Here is a 17,477-nt window from a genome sequence, read left to right on the forward strand (position 1 = left end):
TCGATGGTAGGTCCATTGACTTACCTTAGGAGCACAGCATGACTAACAAAATCATCCTTGCACTCGAAGCAGAGCAGATGACCAAAGAGATCCCTACCTTTGCCCCGGGCGACACTATTGTCGTTCAGGTGAAAGTGAAGGAAGGCGACCGTTCGCGTCTGCAAGCGTTCGAAGGCGTGGTAATCGCCAAGCGTAACCGTGGTGTGAACAGTGCTTTCACTGTTCGTAAAATCTCCAACGGTGTTGGCGTAGAGCGTACTTTCCAGACCTACAGCCCGCAAATCGACAGCATGGCCGTTAAGCGTCGCGGTGACGTACGTAAAGCCAAGCTGTACTACCTGCGTGACCTGTCCGGTAAAGCAGCTCGCATCAAGGAAAAACTGGCTTAAGTCCAGCTTCCCGATGCAGAAAAAAGCAGCCTACGGGCTGCTTTTTTGTGCCTGAAATTTGTCCCTTGCCGGTACTTGCCCATGACCACCCGCCTCGAAGAAATCCAGCGCCGCACCGACCTGTCCGTGACCCACGTGACCAAGGCTGTGTTCCCGCCGACTACCAACCACCACAACACCCTGTTCGGCGGCACCGCCTTGGCCTGGATGGACGAAGTGTCGTTCATTACGGCCACGCGTTTTTGCCGCTTGCCGCTGGTGACGGTCTCCACTGATCGCATTGATTTCAATCACGCGATTCCGGCCGGTTCTATCGTTGAACTGATCGGCCGTGTCATCAAGGTGGGCAACACCAGCCTCAAGGTCGAAGTCGAAGTGTTCGTCGAGAGCATGAGCGCCGATGGTCGCGAAAAGGCGATCCAAGGTGTGTTCAGCTTTGTCGCGATCGATGCCGACAAGCGTCCGGTGCCGGTGCTGCCAGGGTTTGTTGACTGATCCTGAACCGAGTCGCGGCCATCGCAGGCAAGCCAGCTTCCACATTCGATCGGTGTTGATGATGCTATCAGGCAAAACACAAAACCCATGTGGGAGCTGGCTTGCCTGCGATAGGATCTACCAGACACTCCAGTCATCAGCCTGAGCCCCTATGCCCGCCATTGACCACCCTCTGATCGACCGCTTTCTCGACGCCTTGTGGCTGGAAAAAGGCCTGTCGGACAACACCCGCCAGGCCTATCGCAGTGACCTCGCCTTGTTCAATGGTTGGCTGCAGGAAAAAAACCTCGAACTGATCAATGCCGGTCGCGAGCTGATCCTCGATCACCTGGCCTGGCGTCTTGAGCAGAACTACAAGCCGCGTTCCACTGCGCGATTTCTCTCCGGCGTGCGTGGCTTTTATCGCTACCTGCTGCGGGAAAAGCTCATCGCCACCGACCCGACGCTGCAAATCGACATGCCACAACTGGGCCGGCCATTGCCCAAATCCCTGTCGGAAGCCGACGTGGATGCCTTGCTCGCCGCGCCTGACCTCAGCGAAGCCATCGGCCAGCGCGACCGCGCCATGCTCGAAGTGCTCTACGCCTGCGGCCTGCGCGTGACCGAACTGATCAGCCTGACCCTTGAGCAAGTCAACCTGCGGCAGGGCGTGCTGCGGGTGATGGGCAAGGGCAGCAAGGAGCGCTTGGTGCCGATGGGCGAGGAAGCAATCGTGTGGGTCGAGCGCTACATGCGTGATGCCCGCATCGAGTTGCTCGGTGGGCGGCCCAGCGATGTGCTATTTCCCAGCCTGCGCGGCGAGCAGATGACCCGCCAGACCTTCTGGCACCGTATCAAGCACCAGGCCAAGGTGGCCGGGATCGGCAAGGCGCTGTCGCCGCACACGTTGCGCCATGCGTTCGCCACCCACTTGCTCAACCACGGTGCGGACCTGCGTGTGGTGCAAATGCTGCTGGGGCACAGTGACTTATCCACAACCCAGATCTATACGCATGTCGCGCGGGCACGCTTGCAGGATATGCACGCCAAGCACCACCCGCGCGGATGAAATTCCACCCGAAACGGCCCAATTTGCCCGCCGCAGTCTGCCCTCCGGCCCAACTGTGGTAGGCTTTGCCGGTTAGCAAAGGGGACGGTCAGACTTTTGTTTGCCTTGTGTGTATGACCCCGTATTTTCAGATCGGTGTTCCACACCCGTCCCTGCATCTGCCTTCAGGAGTTCCCATGCGCTTGACCCAGATTATTGCCGCCGCAGCGATTGCGTTGGTTTCCACTTTTGTTGTCGCCGACGACGCCGCCGAGCAAACGATTCGCAAGAGCCTGGCCAACCTGCAGCTCGACACGCCGATCGAAAGCATCAGCGCCAGCCCGATGGCCGGCCTGTATGAAGTCAAGCTCAAAGGCAGCCGCGTGCTGTACGCCAGTGCCGATGGCCAGTACATCGTTCAGGGCTACCTGTTCCAGTTGAAAGATGGCAAGCCGGTCAACCTGACCGAGAAGGCCGAGCGCCTGGGCGTGTCCAAGCTGATCAACGGCATCCCGGTGGCTGAAACCGTGGTGTACCCGGCCATCGGCGAGACCAAGACCCACATCACCGTGTTCACCGACACCACCTGCCCGTACTGCCACAAGCTGCACGCCGAAGTGCCTGCGCTGAACAAGCTCGGTGTGGAAGTGCGCTACGTAGCGTTCCCGCGCCAGGGCCTGGGCTCGCCGGGTGACGAGCAGTTGCAGGCGGTATGGTGCTCGACCGACAAGAAAGCCGCGATGGACAAAATGGTCGATGGCAAGGAAATCAAGGCGGCCAAATGCGCCAACCCGGTTTCCAAGCAGTTTGCCTTGGGTCAGTCGATTGGCGTGAACGGTACACCGGCCATCGTTTTGGCTGACGGCCAAGTCATTCCGGGCTACCAGCCGGCGCCACAAGTTGCCAAACTGGCATTGGGTGCGAGTAAGCAGTAATCGTCGAGCCTTTGGCGATCATGCTCCGCCGAACAGTCGGCGGGGCATTAATTGAGAGCCGCAGTTGTGCGGCTGTTTTCCACGGCCGACCTTGAGTCGGCCGTTTCATGGGGAGTTCTTCAGTGAAACCGGTCAAAGTAGGCATCTGTGGGTTAGGGACCGTCGGTGGCGGCACCTTCAACGTACTTCAGCGTAATGCTGAAGAAATTTCCCGCCGTGCAGGGCGTGGGATTGAAGTGGCACAAATTGCCACGCGTACGCCAAAGCCTCAGTTCCAAACGACCGGTATTGCGATTACCAACGATGTCTTCGCCGTGGCGACCAACCCTGAAATCGATATCGTCATCGAGCTGGTTGGTGGCTACACCGTGGCCCGTGATCTGGTGCTGCTGGCCATTGAGAACGGTAAACACGTGGTCACCGCCAACAAGGCGCTGATTGCCGTGCATGGCAACGAGATCTTCGCCAAGGCGCGCGAGAAGGGCGTGATCGTGGCGTTCGAAGCGGCCGTGGCCGGTGGCATTCCGGTGATCAAGGCGATCCGTGAAGGCCTGTCCGCCAACCGCATCAACTGGGTGGCCGGGATCATCAACGGCACCGGTAACTTCATCCTCACCGAAATGCGCGAGAAGGGCCGTACCTTCGAAGACGTGCTGGCCGAAGCCCAGGCCCTGGGTTACGCCGAAGCCGACCCGACTTTCGACGTTGAAGGCATCGACGCCGCGCACAAGCTGACCATCCTGGCGTCCATCGCCTTTGGCGTCCCGCTGCAGTTCGACAAGGCCTACACCGAAGGCATCACCAAGCTGACCACCGCCGACGTGAATTACGCCGAAGCCTTGGGCTACCGCATCAAGCACTTGGGCGTAGCGCGCAGCACCCCGGCCGGTATCGAACTGCGTGTACACCCGACGCTGATCCCGGCCGATCGGCTGATCGCCAACGTCAACGGCGTGATGAACGCGGTAATGGTTAACGGTGACGCGGCAGGTTCGACCCTGTTCTACGGCGCCGGCGCTGGCATGGAACCGACCGCTTCGTCGGTGATTGCCGACCTGGTTGACGTGGTTCGCGCCATGACCAGCGACCCGGAGAACCGCGTGCCGCACCTGGCGTTCCAGCCGGACTCGTTGTCGGCCCACCCGATCCTGCCGATCGAAGCCTGCGAAAGCGCCTACTACCTGCGTATCCAGGCCCAGGATCATCCGGGCGTGTTGGCCCAGGTGGCGAGCATCCTGTCGGAGCGCGGCATCAACATCGAGTCGATCATGCAGAAGGAAGTCGAGGAGCAAAACGGCCAGGTGCCGATGATCCTGCTGACCCACCGCGTGCTCGAGCAGCACATGAACGATGCCATCCGGGCTCTCGAAGCTCTTCAGGGCGTGGTTGGGCCGGTCGTTCGTATTCGCGTCGAACATCTAAATTAATTCAGCTGCAAGCGCCAAGCTGCAAGCTGCAAGTAAAAGCAGATCCGCTGTTACTTGCAGCTTGTCACTTGAAGCTTGAAGCCCAAACCGAAGGTTTGCCCCTATGCGTTACATCAGCACCCGCGGCCAGGCACCGGCCCTGAATTTCGAAGACGTTTTGCTGGCAGGCCTTGCCACGGACGGCGGCCTGTATGTGCCGGAAAACCTGCCACGCTTTACCCAGGAAGAAATCGCTTCGTGGGCCGGCCTGCCGTACCACGAGCTGGCCTTCCGCGTGATGCGCCCGTTCGTGACCGGCAGCATTCCGGATGCAGACTTCAAGAAGATCCTGGAAGAAACCTACGGCGTGTTTTCCCACAGCGCCATCGCGCCATTGCGTCAGCTCAATGGCAACGAATGGGTACTTGAGCTGTTCCACGGCCCGACCCTGGCGTTCAAGGACTTCGCCCTGCAGCTGCTCGGTCGCTTGCTCGATTACGTGTTGGAAAAACGCGGCGAGCGCGTGGTAATCATTGGCGCGACCTCCGGTGATACCGGTTCGGCGGCCATCGAAGGCTGCAAGCACTGTGAAAACGTCGACATCTTCATCCTGCACCCGCACAAGCGCGTGTCGGAAGTGCAGCGTCGCCAGATGACCACCATTTTTGGTGAGAACATCCACAACATCGCCATCGAAGGCAACTTCGATGACTGCCAGGAAATGGTCAAGGCCAGCTTCGCCGACCAGAGCTTCCTCAAGGGCACGCGCCTGGTCGCCGTGAACTCGATCAACTGGGCGCGGATCATGGCCCAGATCGTTTACTACTTCCACGCAGCCCTGCAGCTGGGCGGCCCGGCGCGTTCGGTATCGTTCTCGGTGCCGACCGGCAACTTCGGCGACATTTTCGCCGGTTACCTGGCGCGCAACATGGGCCTGCCGATCAACCAGTTGATCGTCGCCACCAACCGCAACGACATCCTGCACCGCTTCATGAGCGGCAACCAGTACGTCAAGGAAACCCTGCACGCGACGCTGTCGCCGTCGATGGACATCATGGTGTCGTCGAACTTCGAACGCCTGCTCTTCGACATGCACGGTCGCAATGGCGCCGCCCTGGCCGAGCTGATGAGCAGCTTCAAGAGCGGTGGCGGTTTCAGCGTCGACCAAGAGCGCTGGACCGAAACGCGCAAGCTGTTCGACTCCCTGGCGGTGGACGATGCACAGACCTGCGAAACCATCGCTGAAGTCTATGCCCAGACCGGCGAACTGCTGGACCCGCACACCGCTATCGGTGTGAAGGCAGCGCGCGAATGCCGCCGCAGCCTGGATATTCCGATGGTCATTCTGGGTACGGCTCACCCGGTCAAATTCCCGGAAGCGGTGGAGAAGGCGGGCGTAGGCAAGGCGCTGGAATTGCCGGAGCACTTGGCTGACCTGTTCGAGCGCGAAGAGCGTTGCACGGTGCTGGCCAATGACTTGAAGACTGTGCAGGCGTTTGTCAGCCAGCACGGGAACCGTGGCAAGCCGTTGTAAGGCGAACCGCGTAGGCAAAAACGCCGCTTTCCCTTCCTCGGGTCAGCGGCGTTTTTTGTTTAAGGCAGGCCTGCTTGCTACGAGCGCTTACGCGAGCAGCTGCTGCGCAGGGGCTACGACGGTGCCCAATACCGTAAACATGGCCATGACGACACCCATTGGGTACCAGGCATTCTCTCGGATGATCTTGTGAGCTTGCGCACTGCATGTGCGTTGTTCGGCATCGATGCGTAAGCAGGAGTGTGCGCGCGTTTTTTGCCTGTCATGTTTCAAGTGCATGCTGGTTCACGTCACTCCCTGACGGCCCCATAAAGACGATAAAGCGAACTTTCCTACGTCATAACCAGTCACTTAGGATAGATGCAGCTCCCGTTGAAACGATTGTTCCCGAACTATTGAGTGGTGATCGAGATGGAAAGTATCAGCCTATTGCTCGAAGAAGCACTGAGCCCTTATCAGGTGACATTGACCACCGCTGGTGTGCAGGACGAATGCCTGGTGACCGTGAAGAACCCGGCCGGCGCCATCGTTGTCGAGCGTGAAGTCGACCGCGCGCAATTGACTGATAAACGCGTGCTGGTGGATGTGGTGGATTGCTTGCTGCGCGATCTGAAAATCGCCGAAGGGCGTCTGGAGCCGTCCGTCATCGCGGCCTTGCGCAGCGCTGCCCAGACCCGCAATGGCGCCCTTGCATGAAGAATTGTTTAACTAGGGAAACTTCCTACAGCATGGCCGGTCAGATTTTGTAACAGCAAGAGCAAACATTGTGCTCCGGTGTTTGTGGCTTGTTGTACTGGTCTTTGTAGGCCACGTTTAACCCCGAAGTGTCTCCCCACTCTTCGGGGTTTCTTTTTGCCTGCGATTTGTCCTGTGATCACTCAGGGTTCGGTGAATCCTGGAAAAAACCAGGGTTGTCGCGCAAGTATTGTTCTCGCGTGACCGGGTCCAGCCACGATGTGTAGGACTGCTGTAACTGCTCCTGCGGGATGTCGCGTAATACCTGGTCGATACGTGCCATGGCCAGGCGGCCTTGAGGCGTATCCGAGCAACCGATGTGCGTACGCTGATAAGGCGCTGAGCCCTTGATGGGATAAAACACCAGGTCTCGTGCGGCGATGCCTTGTTGCGTGGCGTGATAGCGGATTTCCGGCCAGTAGCCCAGCACCGCTTCCAGCCGCCCAAGGCGTTGCATTTGCAGCAGGCTGCCAAGGGCGTCATTGCCGTAATGTAGCGCCAGAATGTGGGGATCGACGCCTTTTAGCTGTTCGTCGATGACGGGGCCGTAACTGCGTTCGGCGGTGGCGCCGATGCGTGCTTTGTGGGCGTCGAGGAAGGCTTGCAGGTCAAAGTGTTCGTCGACGATAAAGGGCGTCATTGTCGCTTGCTGGTTTCGCCTTATGGCTACGCCGTTGCTCGCCACCGCAAATGCCTGGGCAGAAAACACGATGTACTTCGCCCGTTCCGGCGTCCACAGCAGCGACGGGTCGCAGGTCAGGGAGGCGGCGCGCAGCATCTGGATGCCGCGGGCGCGATTGACGTGCATCACGGTGTGCCGGTATTGCGGCAGACGCTCGCTGAGCACGGGCAGCAATTGATCCAATGCCCCTTGGCCTTTCTGTGGGCCCTCGAAGATGGTCAGCGGCGGCAGGTCGCGCAGCAACCAGATCATCGTGTCCTCGGCACGCACGGCGAGCGGCCATACGCCGAACATCGCGCCGATGAAGCACAAGGGAATGGTCCAGCGTCTACACGGGCCAGCCATCAGATCGCGCCGCCCTCGCGCAAGCGGGTGATGGCCGCCGTGTCGTAGCCCAATTGGTTAAGTACCTCGCCGTTGTGCTCGCCCAGCTGCGGCCCGACCCATTCACAACTGCCGGGCGTGTCCGACAGCTTGGGCACGATCCCCGGCATCTTGAAGTCCTTGCCGCCCGGCAACTGAGCCTTGAGGAACATTTCCCGCGCGAGAAATTGTGGGTCGCCGAGCATGTCTTCGGCGCTGTAGATGCGGCTGGCGGGCACTTGGGCCTGGTTGAGTTGCTCGACCACCTGGTCCAGTGGCAGCGAATTGACCCAGCGGTCGATCACGCCATACAGCTCGTCACGGCGGCTGTCGCGTCCATCATTGCTCGCCAATGTCGGATCGTTGGCCAGGTCCTCACGCCCAATGGCCGACATGAAGCGCTTGAAGATCGCGTCGCCATTGGCTCCAATCTGCACATGCTTGCCATCGGCGCTGGTATGGATCGAAGACGGCGTGATGCCGGGCATGATGTTGCCGGTGCGTTCACGGATAAACCCGAACACATCAAACTCCGGAATCATGCTCTCCATCATCGCGAAGATAGCCTCATACAGCGCCACGTCCACCACCTGGCCAAGCCCGCCGTTGACTTCGCGATGACGCAACGCCATCAGCGCACCAATCACCGCCCACAAGGCGGCTATCGAATCGCCGATGGAAATTCCGGTGCGTACCGGCGGGCGATCTTCGAAACCGGTGATATAGCGCAAACCGCCCATGGATTCGCCCACCGCGCCGAACCCTGGCTGGTCCTTCATTGGGCCGGTCTGGCCAAAACCTGAAAGACGCACCATCACCAGCTTCGGGTTCAAGGCATGCAGGGTTTCCCAGCTCAAGCCGAGTTTTTCCAGTACACCGGGGCGAAAGTTTTCGATCAGGATGTCGGCGTCTGCCAGCAACTGTTTGAGAATCGCCAGGCCATCCGGGTGCTTGAGATTGAGCGTCAGCGACTTCTTGTTACGCGCCTGCACAAACCACCACAGCGACGTGCCCTCATACAGCTTGCGCCATTTACGCAGCGGGTCGCCGCCATCAGGAGACTCGACCTTGATCACCTCGGCCCCGAATTCGGCACAGATACGTGACGCAAACGGTCCGGCGATCAGGGTGCCCAGTTCGATGACTTTCAGGCCGGCAAGCGGTTTGGCATTAAACGACATGAGGATCCTTAGCAAGCGCGGGACGGTGGTGTGATGCCTTTTAACATAGGCGAGCGGCCCAGGGATAAGGATGATGCAGCGCAGTATTCGTTGATTGACCTCACCATCGGTTAGACTGGCCGCCTTTCCCTGTCTCTAGAAGCCCGTTCATGGCCCAGCCGTCCACGACCTACAAATTCGAACTCAACCTCACCGACCTCGATCGCTCGGTGTATGAGAGCGTCAAACAGACCATCGCCCGCCATCCATCGGAAACCGAAGAGCGCATGACCGTGCGCCTGCTGGCCTACGCCCTCTGGTACAACGAGCAACTGGCGTTCGGTCGTGGCCTTTCAGATGTCGACGAACCAGCCTTGTGGGAAAAAAGCCTGGATGATCGGGTGCTGCACTGGATCGAAGTCGGCCAGCCTGACGCCGACCGCCTGACCTGGTGTTCGCGACGTACCGAGCGCACCAGTTTGCTCGCCTATGGCAGCTTGCGCGTGTGGGAAGGCAAAGTGGTGCCGGTAGCCAACAACCTGAAGAACGTGCACATCGCTGCCGTGCCGCAGGAAGTCCTCGAGACCCTGGCCAAGGACATGCCGCGCGTGATCAAGTGGGACGTGATGATCAGTGAAGGCACGATTTTTGTGACCGACGACCGTGGCCAACATGAAGTGCAATTGCAATGGCTGGTCGGCGAACGCGGCTGAAATTCTGGGAGCCGGGTTGTGTGGGCGCTGGCTTGCCTGCGATGCAGACACTTCGGTCTTTCAGCGATACCGAGGTGATGCATTCGCGAGCAAGCCCGCTCCCACGGGAGCCGGCTCCTACAGTTGATCCATGTTGCATTCAGCATTGTTGTTTAACCGTTGTACTAGAAGAGAAGTTTCCGTTACCCCATGCGTATCGATCCTCGCCCGTTGCCCGCTGTCCTGCCGTTTCTCGGTGAATTGCCACCGCTGTTGACCCGTCTTTACGCCGCACGCGGGGTGCAGTCCGAAGCTGAGCTGGACAAGAGCCTGGCGCGGTTGATTCCCTACCAGCAGCTCAAGGGCATCGACGCGGCGGTGGACCTGCTGGTGACGGCCTTGGAGCAGCGCCAGCGCATCCTCATCGTGGGTGACTTCGACGCCGATGGCGCCACTGCCAGCACGGTGGGCACTCTGGGCCTGCGTTTGCTCGGTGCGGCCCATGTCGACTACCTGGTGCCCAACCGCTTCGAATACGGCTATGGCCTGACGCCGGAAATCGTTGCGGTGGCGCTGCAGCGCGAGCCGCAGTTGCTGATCACCGTGGACAACGGCATTTCCAGTGTCGAAGGCGTGGCGGCGGCCAAGGCGGCAGGGTTGAAGGTGTTGGTCACCGACCACCACTTGCCGGGTGATGAGTTGCCGGCGGCAGATGCCATCGTTAATCCGAACCAGCCCGGTTGCGAATTTCCCAGCAAGGCGCTGGCTGGCGTGGGCGTGATCTTTTATGTGCTGATGGCCTTGCGCGCGCGACTGCGCAGCCTGGGGTGGTACGCCAACAAGCCACAGCCGAACATCGGCGAGTTGCTCGACCTGGTGGCCTTGGGCAGTGTCGCCGACGTGGTGCCTCTGGACGCCAACAACCGCATCCTGGTACACCAGGGCCTGGAGCGTATTCGCGCCGGTCGCGCGCGGCCGGGCATCAAGGCGATTCTTGAAGTCGCCAAGCGCGACCACGCGCGCATCACCTCCACCGACCTCGGTTTTATCCTCGGGCCGCGCTTGAATGCCGCCGGGCGCCTGGACGATATGAGCCTGGGCATCGAATGCCTGCTCACCACCGACTTCGCCGCCGCGCGGGAAATGGCAGCGCAGCTGGACGGTATGAACCAGGACCGCAAATCCATCGAGCAGGGCATGCAGCGCGAAGCGCTCGCCCAGCTCAAGGACTTGCCGGTGGAATCGATGCCCTATGGTTTGTGCCTGTTCGACCCGGAATGGCACCAGGGCGTGATCGGCATTCTGGCGTCGCGAATGAAAGAGCGGTATTTCCGCCCGACCATCGCTTTCGCCGATGCCGGTGACGGCCTGCTCAAGGGCTCAGGGCGCTCTGTGCAGGGTTTTCACATCCGTGACGCGTTGGCGGTCGTCGCAAGCCAGCATCCCAGCCTGATCACCAAATACGGCGGCCACGCAATGGCGGCCGGTCTGACCTTGCCAGAGGCGAATTTCCCGCTGTTTGCCGAGGCCTTCGACGCTGAAGTCCGTCGGCAACTGCGAGAAGAAGACCTGACGGGCCGGTTGCTGTCGGATGGCACGCTGGCGGTGGAAGAGTTTCACCTGGAACTGGCGCGCGCATTACGGCATGCCGGGCCGTGGGGGCAGCACTTTCCCGAGCCGTTGTTCCACGGTGTGTTTCAGTTGGTCGAGCAGCGCGTGGTCGGTGAGCGGCACCTCAAAGTGGTGCTCAAGAGCGAATGCGGGTCGGTGAAGCTCGATGGCATTGCGTTTGGTGTGGACCGTGAGGTCTGGCCTAATCCGACGGTGCGTTGGGTCGAGTTGGCCTACAAGCTGGACGTGAACGAGTTTCGTGGGAATGAGACTGTGCAGTTGATGATTGCGCACATCGAACCGCGCTGAATTCAAACAACTGCAAAAACACATGTGGGAGGGGGCTTGCTCCCGATAGCGGTACTTCAGTCAGCGTATCTGTAGCTGACCCACCGCCATCGGGGGCAAGCCCCCTCCCACATTTCAAGCCATGCAATACCCGAAATTACTCGGCTTTGTCCTTGGCCTGATGCTTGACGATGATATCCACCAGGCGCTGTGCCAGCGCTGGGTAGTTCTCGTCAAAGTGATGCCCGCCTGGCAGCTTCACGGCTTCGCCAACAGCGGTCTTGTCGGTGCAGCCACTCTCGTCGACTTCTTCGGCGCCGTAGATGCACACCACTTTGTCAGCCGGCAACTTGGCCATTTCCGGGCCGGTGGCGGCTTCTTTACCGGCGTTGCCCAACCAACCTTCCACTTCGATCTCAAAGCTGCCGGTGCGTGCAAATGCCAGCAGGATGATTGCGTCGACGCGCTGCTGTTCGTTTTCAGGCATGCGGTTGTAGATCGCCGGCAGTACGTCGGCGCCGAATGAATAACCGGTCAGCACGAAGCGTTTGGTGCCCCATTTCTGCCGGTAGTGCTGCATCAATTCGGTGAGGTCCTTGGCGCTTTGTTCAGGCGTTTTGTGCTGCCAGTAGTAGCGCAGGGTGTCGATGCCCACGACCGGGTAACCGATCTTGGCCATTTCACCGGCGACGTCACGGTCCAGGTCACGCCAGCCGCCATCACCGGAGAGGAACAGGGTGACGGTGTCCTTGGCTTGGCCGGCCGGTACTTCAACTACCGGAATCGCCAGGCCGCCGTTGTCCGAACCCACCAGCTGCTTGCGCAGTTCGTTGTTCAGCACTTGCGGGTAGTGGATGTCGTAGTCGCTGATGCTGGTAGTCGCGCGCGGGGTATCGCGTACGAAACTGGCACTTTCGTCGTCAGGGTTATCGTTCCACGCCACCAGCCAATTGCCATGGGCAGAGGTCTTCGGCAGTGGGTCCTTGCAACCTTCCTGCACCAGGGCGAAGCCGACGGAGATGGCGTTGGCCTTGTCGTCGTTCTGTGTGGCCAGCCAGCGCCAGGCGAGTGCTGCGCCAGGGCCGATGCCGCTGACCAGCGTTGCCGGGCCTTTGAGCTGTGCCAGGGCGCTTTGCAGCGCTTGTTCCTGCAGCTTGCAGTCGTCCTTTGGCAGGATCACTTGAACGATTTGCGCAGAGCCGCCCTGGCTCAGAGCAATCAGTTGGCTATCGGTCAGGGTCTCATCGGCCATTACGGCCACGGCCACACGGGCTTTTGCCGAGCCGTTAGGCGTCACACGGGTCATCACCGAACCGTCGGCCTGGGGCAATTGTTCCAGGGTCGGTTGCGGGGCAGGGCGGTTCCAGTACCAGAAGCCACCCGCCGCGATCAGCGCGAGCAGCACTACAAAGGCCAATACATACCGCCAGGAGCGTCGAATCATCAGCGTTTCACCAATCCAGTCAAGCCGCCCGCAATCAGGGCGGCGGTATCGGCCAGTGCCACCAGCGGATCAAGTCCTGCGGGCACGGCCATATAACGGGGTTCCCAGTCAGGCTGGAACTTGTCTTTAAAGCGGCGCAAACCTTGGAAGTTATACAGTTGCTCGCCACGTCGGAACACCATCGAGCCCAGGCGTTGGGTCAGCGGTGCGCCACGGCGTGGTTGCAGGCCCGACAACGGCACCATGCCGAGGCTGAAGCGGGCGTAGTCGTGGTTCTTATAATGTTGAATCAGGCCAACCATCATGAATTCCATGGTCAGCTTCGGCGCATCCGGGTGCGCACGCATCAGGTCGAGACTGGCCAGGTCATGGTTGTAAGTCTCGAGCAGGTTGGCGAAGGCCACCGGGCGCCCTTCGAAGCGAATGATCGCGATACGAAAGTGCTTGAGGTAGTCGTCGCTGAAACGGCCCAGGGAGAAGCCCTTTTCACGTACGTTCTTGCCGGTCAGCCAGGCATCGGAGATGACCTTGAGTTCTTCCATCGGCGCCTGGCCCGGTTCGAAGATCTCCAGGGACAGGCCGTCCCGGGTGCCACGGTTCCAGGTGTAGCGCAGGTCCTTCATCTCTTTGCCCTTGGCTTCCAAGTCAAAGCGTTTCAGGTCGACCCGGGCTTCTTCGCCCAGCTTGATCGCGGTCAGGCCGATGTCCATGTAGTACGGCAGGTTCTCGGCGCGGACCTGATAAAACACCGGGCGCGCGTGATGGATGTCGCACAGGTCACGGAACTGCCAGATCATCTCGGCGCGCGGCTGGGTCGGGCCGATCGGGTCATACAAGGCCACCAGGCTGCGCCCGCGGCGGGCATACATCAGGAAGGCTTCATCGTTGGGGTGGAACAGCAGCGCCTTGTCGCCGGTCAGCGCCAGGCCACCGTCGGGCTGTGAGGAGGCCATCAGGATCTTGGTGGCGCGTTCCAGTTCGTCCGGGGTTGGCAGATGAATCACCGGGCGCGCGGTGCGCAGCAGCCAGGTCAGCGAGACGATCACCAACAGCACCGCTGCACCCAGCAGCGAGCGCAGGCCGCGTGGGGCGTTGGCGTCCAGGGTGAACTGCCACCACAGCTGGTGGCTGTACGGCACGTCTTGATAGGCAAACAGCAGCAACCAGATCGAGGCGCCCAACACACAGACGCTGGCCACCAAATACAGCGGCGAGAACGGCAGTTCGGTCAGGCGGCTGGCGCGGTAGAACGAGCGCCGGAAGATCGCCAGCAGCACGGCGGTCATGATCATCAGGCTGGCTTCTTCCCAATCGAAGCCTTTAAGCAGTGAGAGCAGGGCGCCGGTGAGCAGCAACACCATGGTCAGCATCCAGGCGGCCGACAAACGCCGACGCAAGCCCTGGGCGAGCAACAGGCACAGCACGCCGATCAAGCTGGCACCGAAGTGCGAGGCGTCAATCAGGCGGTGGGGAATCAGGAAGCCGATGTTTTCCAGGCGTGAGTCGATTTCCGGCGTTGCGCCGGAAAACAGCAGGACCACGCCTGACAAAAAAACCAGTACGGCCAACACCGGCGCGGCCAGGCCGGAGGCGACCCGCAGGCTTTGCTGGGTCTGGAACAGGCGCTGGGCTTCGTTGACCAGCAGGAACACGCAGGCGATCAGCAGCGGCAGCACCACATAAATCATGCGGTAGAGCAGCAGGGCAGCAGCCAATGGCGCGGCGCCAAGCTTATCGGCGAATGCCGCGAGCAGAATCGCCTCGAACACGCCAACACCGCCTGGCACGTGGCTGAGTACACCGGCGGCCAGGGCCAGCAGGTACACCAGCAGGAAGGGGCCGAACGGCGGCGCTTCCGGCAGCAGCATATAAAGGACGGTGGCGGCAGCGGCAACGTCCAGCGCGGTGATGATCAGTTGCAGGAACGTCAGGCGCCGGCCCGGCAGGCGCAGGGTACGACGCCCCGCCTTGACCAGCAGGTTGTCCGGATAAGGTTGCTCCGGCAGGCGACGGCGGTAAATGCCGATGCACAGCGCGGCGGACAGCAGCAGCACTGCACCGGCAATACCGCCGAGCACGCCTTGCGACAGGTGCAGGTAGGTCGATGCCGCCGGCAGGTTACTCAGTGTGGCCAGTGCTGCCAGTGGCGGCAGCGCCGTACCAAGGGCCAGGCTGGCGAACACGGTCATGTGCGCCACTTCCGAAGCCCCGATACCGTGGCGTGCGTATAAACGGTAGCGCACGGACCCGCCGGAGAGCATCGACAAGCCAATGGCGTTGCCGATGGCAAAGGCGGTGAAGCCGCCCAGCGCCAGGGTCTTGGCCGGCAGTTTTACGCCGGCATAGCGTGCGCCGGAGAATTCATAACCCAGCAGAATGATGAAACCGGCGACGGCCGCCGCGAACGCACCCAGCAGGGCGGGTCTGGGCACTTCCAGAATCGAGTCGTGGAGCGCATACAGGTCCAGTTCCAGCAGTAAGTGTCGGCAGGCGATCAGGGCGATTGCGAACAGCAACAGAGTAACGGCCAGCCCGATCGGCTGACGGTATTTGCTCAACAGATCCAGCCAACGCAAGCGGGTGGGTGTGATCGGTTGTGTCGCTGTGACGGTGTCTTGTGGTTCAGACGAGTTGGCGCGCATCAATCACCTCGTGGATTGTGCGCGACAGGATGGAGGTATCCAGCCAAGTTACCAATCCCTATGGACAAAATAATTACAAATATTAACGCGTATCGCCGGGTGCGGCGACTGCGGCCATTGGTCGTAGAGGGTAATGCTTGAGCATTCAGCATAGCTTGCAATGAGATGGACTCTACAAACCGTGTACGGTTTCATGAAAGATGCCATGCCATTGTTTCAGAAGAACTTTTTCGCCAGATACAAAAAAGGCCACTCTTTCGAGTAGCCTTTTTTGATGTTTGGTTGCGGGAGCCGGATTTGAACCGACGACCTTCGGGTTATGAGCCCGACGAGCTACCAGACTGCTCCATCCCGCGTCTGTGGGCGGCATTCTACAGCCCAACGCCGAGGTGTCAACCGTTAATGGGCCGATGGGTCAAATTAGTGTGAATTAGCCCGTTGCACGCCGACCACGTGCGGTAAGTGCGCGCAGGACAACGATTTTTCTGTCTTACAATTTGCGTACACATGCAAAACAGGCGCGCACAAAAAAGGCCACTCTTTCGAGTAGCCTTTTTTGATGTTTGGTTGCGGGAGCCGGATTTGAACCGACGACCTTCGGGTTATGAGCCCGACGAGCTACCAGACTGCTCCATCCCGCGTCTGTGTGTCGGCATTCTACAGAGGAACGCGAGTGTGTCAACCCGTGAATAGAAGAAAAGCGCTTGTGGTTCAATCGGTTAGCTCTCCAAGGCAACCCTTGGAAGGGCGTGGGGCCAGTGTGGCCGAGGGTTTCAGCTCTATCGGCAGGCGAATTTCGATTGAGAAAATAAATTCATCAGTGAAATTTCCTACCGCTGAAGCGGAAGATTCAAACTACTGGTGCTATATACAGGGGTGAGTGCGATACTGGCCACCCGTTGGATTACACCCTCTGTTTATATGACGCAGCGCAAAATCATCCACGTCGACTGTGATTGCTTCTACGCCGCCATCGAGATGCGCGACGATCCGAGCCTGGCACAAAAGCCCCTCGCGGTTGGCGGCTCGGCGGACAGAAGGGGGGTGATCGCCACCTGTAATTATGAGGCGCGGGCTTATGGGGTGCGTTCGGCCATGTCTTCCCGCCACGCCTTGAAACTGTGCCCGGACCTGACCATCGTCAAGCCGCGCATGGATGCCTACAAGGACGCGTCGAAGGAAATCCAGACGATCTTTCGCGATTACACCGACCTGATCGAGCCACTGTCGCTGGACGAAGCCTACCTGGACGTCTCTGACAGCCCGCACTTTGGCGGCAGTGCCACGCGCATCGCTCAAGACATTCGCCGCCGAGTCTCCAACCAGCTGCACATCACCGTGTCCGCCGGCGTTGCGCCGAACAAATTTCTGGCCAAGATCGCCAGCGACTGGAAAAAACCCAACGGCCTGTTTGTGATCACCCCGGATCAGATCGAAGACTTCGTCTCCCAGTTGCCGGTGAACAAGTTGCACGGCGTTGGCAAGGTGACCGCCGATAAGCTGGCGCGCCTGGGGATTGCAGACTGTCTGCAATTGCGTGAGTGGAACAAGCTGGCGCTGGTGCGTGAATTCGGCAGTTTTGGCGAGCGTCTGTGGAGTCTGGCTCGTGGGATTGATGACCGCGTGGTGCAGAACGACAGCCGTCGGCAATCCATCAGTGTGGAAAATACCTACGACGTGGACTTGCCGGATCTCTCAAGTTGCTTGGCGAAACTGCCCGAGCTGATGGAAACCCTGGCCGGACGCATGGCGCGCATCGACAGCAGCTATCGCGCGGGCAAGCCGTTCGTCAAAGTGAAGTTTCACGACTTTACTCAAACCACCTTGGAGCAGGCAGGGGCGGGGCGTGATCTGGAGAGTTATCAACAGCTGTTGACCCAGGCGTTCAATCGCGGCGGCAAACCGGTGCGGTTATTGGGGATCGGGGTGCGGTTGCTGGATCTGAGCAGCGGGAACGAACAGCTGCAGTTCCCCTGGTAGAAGCCGGAAGCCAAATGCGGGAGCGGACTTGCTCGCGAAGGCGCCGTGTCAGTGGATACATTCATCACTGATACGCCGCTTTCGCGAGCAAGCC

General features: G+C 60.1%; 14 protein-coding genes and 2 tRNA genes. 10 read left to right on the forward strand and 6 right to left on the reverse strand.

The window, feature by feature from the left end; all coding sequences use genetic code 11:
• Nucleotides 1-38: 38 nt before the first annotated feature.
• The 7 genes from rplS (at nucleotide 39) to AACU78_RS24915 (ending at nucleotide 6,482) form a co-directional block, all read left to right on the forward strand.
• Nucleotides 39-389, forward strand: coding sequence for a 50S ribosomal protein L19 (gene rplS, locus AACU78_RS24885; RefSeq protein WP_003175895.1), 351 nt, complete (start codon nucleotides 39-41; stop codon nucleotides 387-389).
• An 81-nt stretch (nucleotides 390-470) separates the two neighbouring features.
• Complete coding sequence (locus AACU78_RS24890) at nucleotides 471-884, forward strand: acyl-CoA thioesterase (RefSeq protein ID WP_003193963.1); 414 nt, start codon at nucleotides 471-473, stop codon at nucleotides 882-884.
• A 151-nt stretch (nucleotides 885-1,035) separates the two neighbouring features.
• Entirely contained in the window at nucleotides 1,036-1,932 is an 897-nt protein-coding gene (gene xerD, locus AACU78_RS24895; protein ID WP_106578311.1) for a site-specific tyrosine recombinase XerD, read from the forward strand.
• Between the two features lie 176 nt (nucleotides 1,933-2,108).
• The gene (locus AACU78_RS24900) at nucleotides 2,109-2,846 is read left to right on the forward strand and encodes a thioredoxin fold domain-containing protein (RefSeq protein ID WP_106578312.1); all 738 of its coding nucleotides are present in this window, start codon (nucleotides 2,109-2,111) and stop codon (nucleotides 2,844-2,846) included.
• Nucleotides 2,847-2,968: 122 nt separating this feature from the next.
• On the forward strand, nucleotides 2,969-4,273 hold the full coding sequence (locus tag AACU78_RS24905) for a homoserine dehydrogenase (protein WP_106578313.1): 1,305 nt from the start codon (nucleotides 2,969-2,971) through the stop codon (nucleotides 4,271-4,273).
• A 103-nt stretch (nucleotides 4,274-4,376) separates the two neighbouring features.
• Nucleotides 4,377-5,786 (forward strand): threonine synthase, encoded by a 1,410-nt coding sequence (thrC, locus tag AACU78_RS24910; RefSeq protein WP_106578314.1) that lies wholly within the window; start codon nucleotides 4,377-4,379, stop codon nucleotides 5,784-5,786.
• A 411-nt stretch (nucleotides 5,787-6,197) separates the two neighbouring features.
• Complete coding sequence (locus AACU78_RS24915) at nucleotides 6,198-6,482, forward strand: DUF3509 domain-containing protein (RefSeq protein ID WP_106578316.1); 285 nt, start codon at nucleotides 6,198-6,200, stop codon at nucleotides 6,480-6,482.
• Nucleotides 6,483-6,660: 178 nt separating this feature from the next.
• On the opposite strand, the gene AACU78_RS24920 is transcribed toward AACU78_RS24915, so the two are convergent.
• Complete coding sequence (locus tag AACU78_RS24920; RefSeq protein WP_106578317.1) at nucleotides 6,661-7,548, reverse strand: TIGR02285 family protein; 888 nt, start codon at nucleotides 7,546-7,548, stop codon at nucleotides 6,661-6,663.
• A complete protein-coding gene (locus AACU78_RS24925; RefSeq protein ID WP_106578318.1) occupies nucleotides 7,548-8,747 on the reverse strand; it encodes a CaiB/BaiF CoA transferase family protein in 1,200 nt (399 codons plus the stop codon). Before AACU78_RS24925 ends, AACU78_RS24920 begins: the two co-directional genes overlap by 1 nt.
• Nucleotides 8,748-8,896: 149 nt before the next feature.
• On the opposite strand from AACU78_RS24925, the gene AACU78_RS24930 reads away from it, so the two are divergent.
• A complete protein-coding gene (locus AACU78_RS24930) occupies nucleotides 8,897-9,439 on the forward strand; it encodes a YaeQ family protein (protein ID WP_003193952.1) in 543 nt (180 codons plus the stop codon).
• A 189-nt stretch (nucleotides 9,440-9,628) separates the two neighbouring features.
• On the forward strand, nucleotides 9,629-11,338 hold the full coding sequence (gene recJ, locus AACU78_RS24935; RefSeq protein ID WP_106578319.1) for a single-stranded-DNA-specific exonuclease RecJ: 1,710 nt from the start codon (nucleotides 9,629-9,631) through the stop codon (nucleotides 11,336-11,338).
• A gap of 136 nt (nucleotides 11,339-11,474) precedes the next feature.
• On the opposite strand, the gene AACU78_RS24940 is transcribed toward recJ, so the two are convergent.
• The 4 genes from AACU78_RS24940 to AACU78_RS24955 all read right to left on the reverse strand — a co-directional run bounded on the left by AACU78_RS24940 (nucleotide 11,475) and on the right by AACU78_RS24955 (nucleotide 16,044).
• A complete protein-coding gene (locus AACU78_RS24940; protein WP_106578320.1) occupies nucleotides 11,475-12,761 on the reverse strand; it encodes a virulence factor family protein in 1,287 nt (428 codons plus the stop codon).
• On the reverse strand, nucleotides 12,761-15,403 hold the full coding sequence (gene mprF, locus AACU78_RS24945) for a bifunctional lysylphosphatidylglycerol flippase/synthetase MprF (RefSeq protein WP_106578321.1): 2,643 nt from the start codon (nucleotides 15,401-15,403) through the stop codon (nucleotides 12,761-12,763). The genes AACU78_RS24940 and mprF overlap by 1 nt, the downstream gene beginning before the upstream one ends.
• A gap of 279 nt (nucleotides 15,404-15,682) precedes the next feature.
• Nucleotides 15,683-15,759: transfer RNA gene (locus AACU78_RS24950), tRNA-Met, on the reverse strand.
• Between the two features lie 208 nt (nucleotides 15,760-15,967).
• A tRNA-Met gene (locus tag AACU78_RS24955) sits at nucleotides 15,968-16,044 on the reverse strand.
• 280 nt (nucleotides 16,045-16,324) lie between these two features.
• Here AACU78_RS24955 and dinB point away from each other — a divergent pair.
• Nucleotides 16,325-17,383 carry a DNA polymerase IV gene (gene dinB, locus AACU78_RS24960; protein ID WP_106578322.1) on the forward strand — a complete coding sequence of 353 codons (1,059 nt, stop codon included), beginning with the start codon at nucleotides 16,325-16,327 and terminating at the stop codon, nucleotides 17,381-17,383.
• Nucleotides 17,384-17,477: the final 94 nt, after the last annotated feature.

Source organism: Pseudomonas sp. R9.37, assembly GCF_963878885.1.
Taxonomy (GTDB): domain Bacteria; phylum Pseudomonadota; class Gammaproteobacteria; order Pseudomonadales; family Pseudomonadaceae; genus Aquipseudomonas.

Excerpts from the sequence above, each read along its gene's own strand:
- rplS (WP_003175895.1), top strand. The coding sequence starts at position 39 with ATGACTAACAAAATCATCCTTGCACTCGAAGCAGAGCAGATGACCAAA.
- AACU78_RS24890 (WP_003193963.1), top strand. The coding sequence starts at position 471 with ATGACCACCCGCCTCGAAGAAATCCAGCGCCGCACCGACCTGTCCGTG.
- xerD (WP_106578311.1), top strand. The coding sequence starts at position 1,036 with ATGCCCGCCATTGACCACCCTCTGATCGACCGCTTTCTCGACGCCTTG.
- AACU78_RS24900 (WP_106578312.1), top strand. The coding sequence starts at position 2,109 with ATGCGCTTGACCCAGATTATTGCCGCCGCAGCGATTGCGTTGGTTTCC.
- thrC (WP_106578314.1), top strand. The coding sequence starts at position 4,377 with ATGCGTTACATCAGCACCCGCGGCCAGGCACCGGCCCTGAATTTCGAA.
- AACU78_RS24915 (WP_106578316.1), top strand. The coding sequence starts at position 6,198 with ATGGAAAGTATCAGCCTATTGCTCGAAGAAGCACTGAGCCCTTATCAG.
- AACU78_RS24920 (WP_106578317.1), bottom strand. The coding sequence starts at position 7,548 with ATGGCTGGCCCGTGTAGACGCTGGACCATTCCCTTGTGCTTCATCGGC.
- AACU78_RS24925 (WP_106578318.1), bottom strand. The coding sequence starts at position 8,747 with ATGTCGTTTAATGCCAAACCGCTTGCCGGCCTGAAAGTCATCGAACTG.
- AACU78_RS24930 (WP_003193952.1), top strand. The coding sequence starts at position 8,897 with ATGGCCCAGCCGTCCACGACCTACAAATTCGAACTCAACCTCACCGAC.
- recJ (WP_106578319.1), top strand. The coding sequence starts at position 9,629 with ATGCGTATCGATCCTCGCCCGTTGCCCGCTGTCCTGCCGTTTCTCGGT.
- AACU78_RS24940 (WP_106578320.1), bottom strand. The coding sequence starts at position 12,761 with ATGATTCGACGCTCCTGGCGGTATGTATTGGCCTTTGTAGTGCTGCTC.
- mprF (WP_106578321.1), bottom strand. The coding sequence starts at position 15,403 with ATGCGCGCCAACTCGTCTGAACCACAAGACACCGTCACAGCGACACAA.
- dinB (WP_106578322.1), top strand. The coding sequence starts at position 16,325 with ATGACGCAGCGCAAAATCATCCACGTCGACTGTGATTGCTTCTACGCC.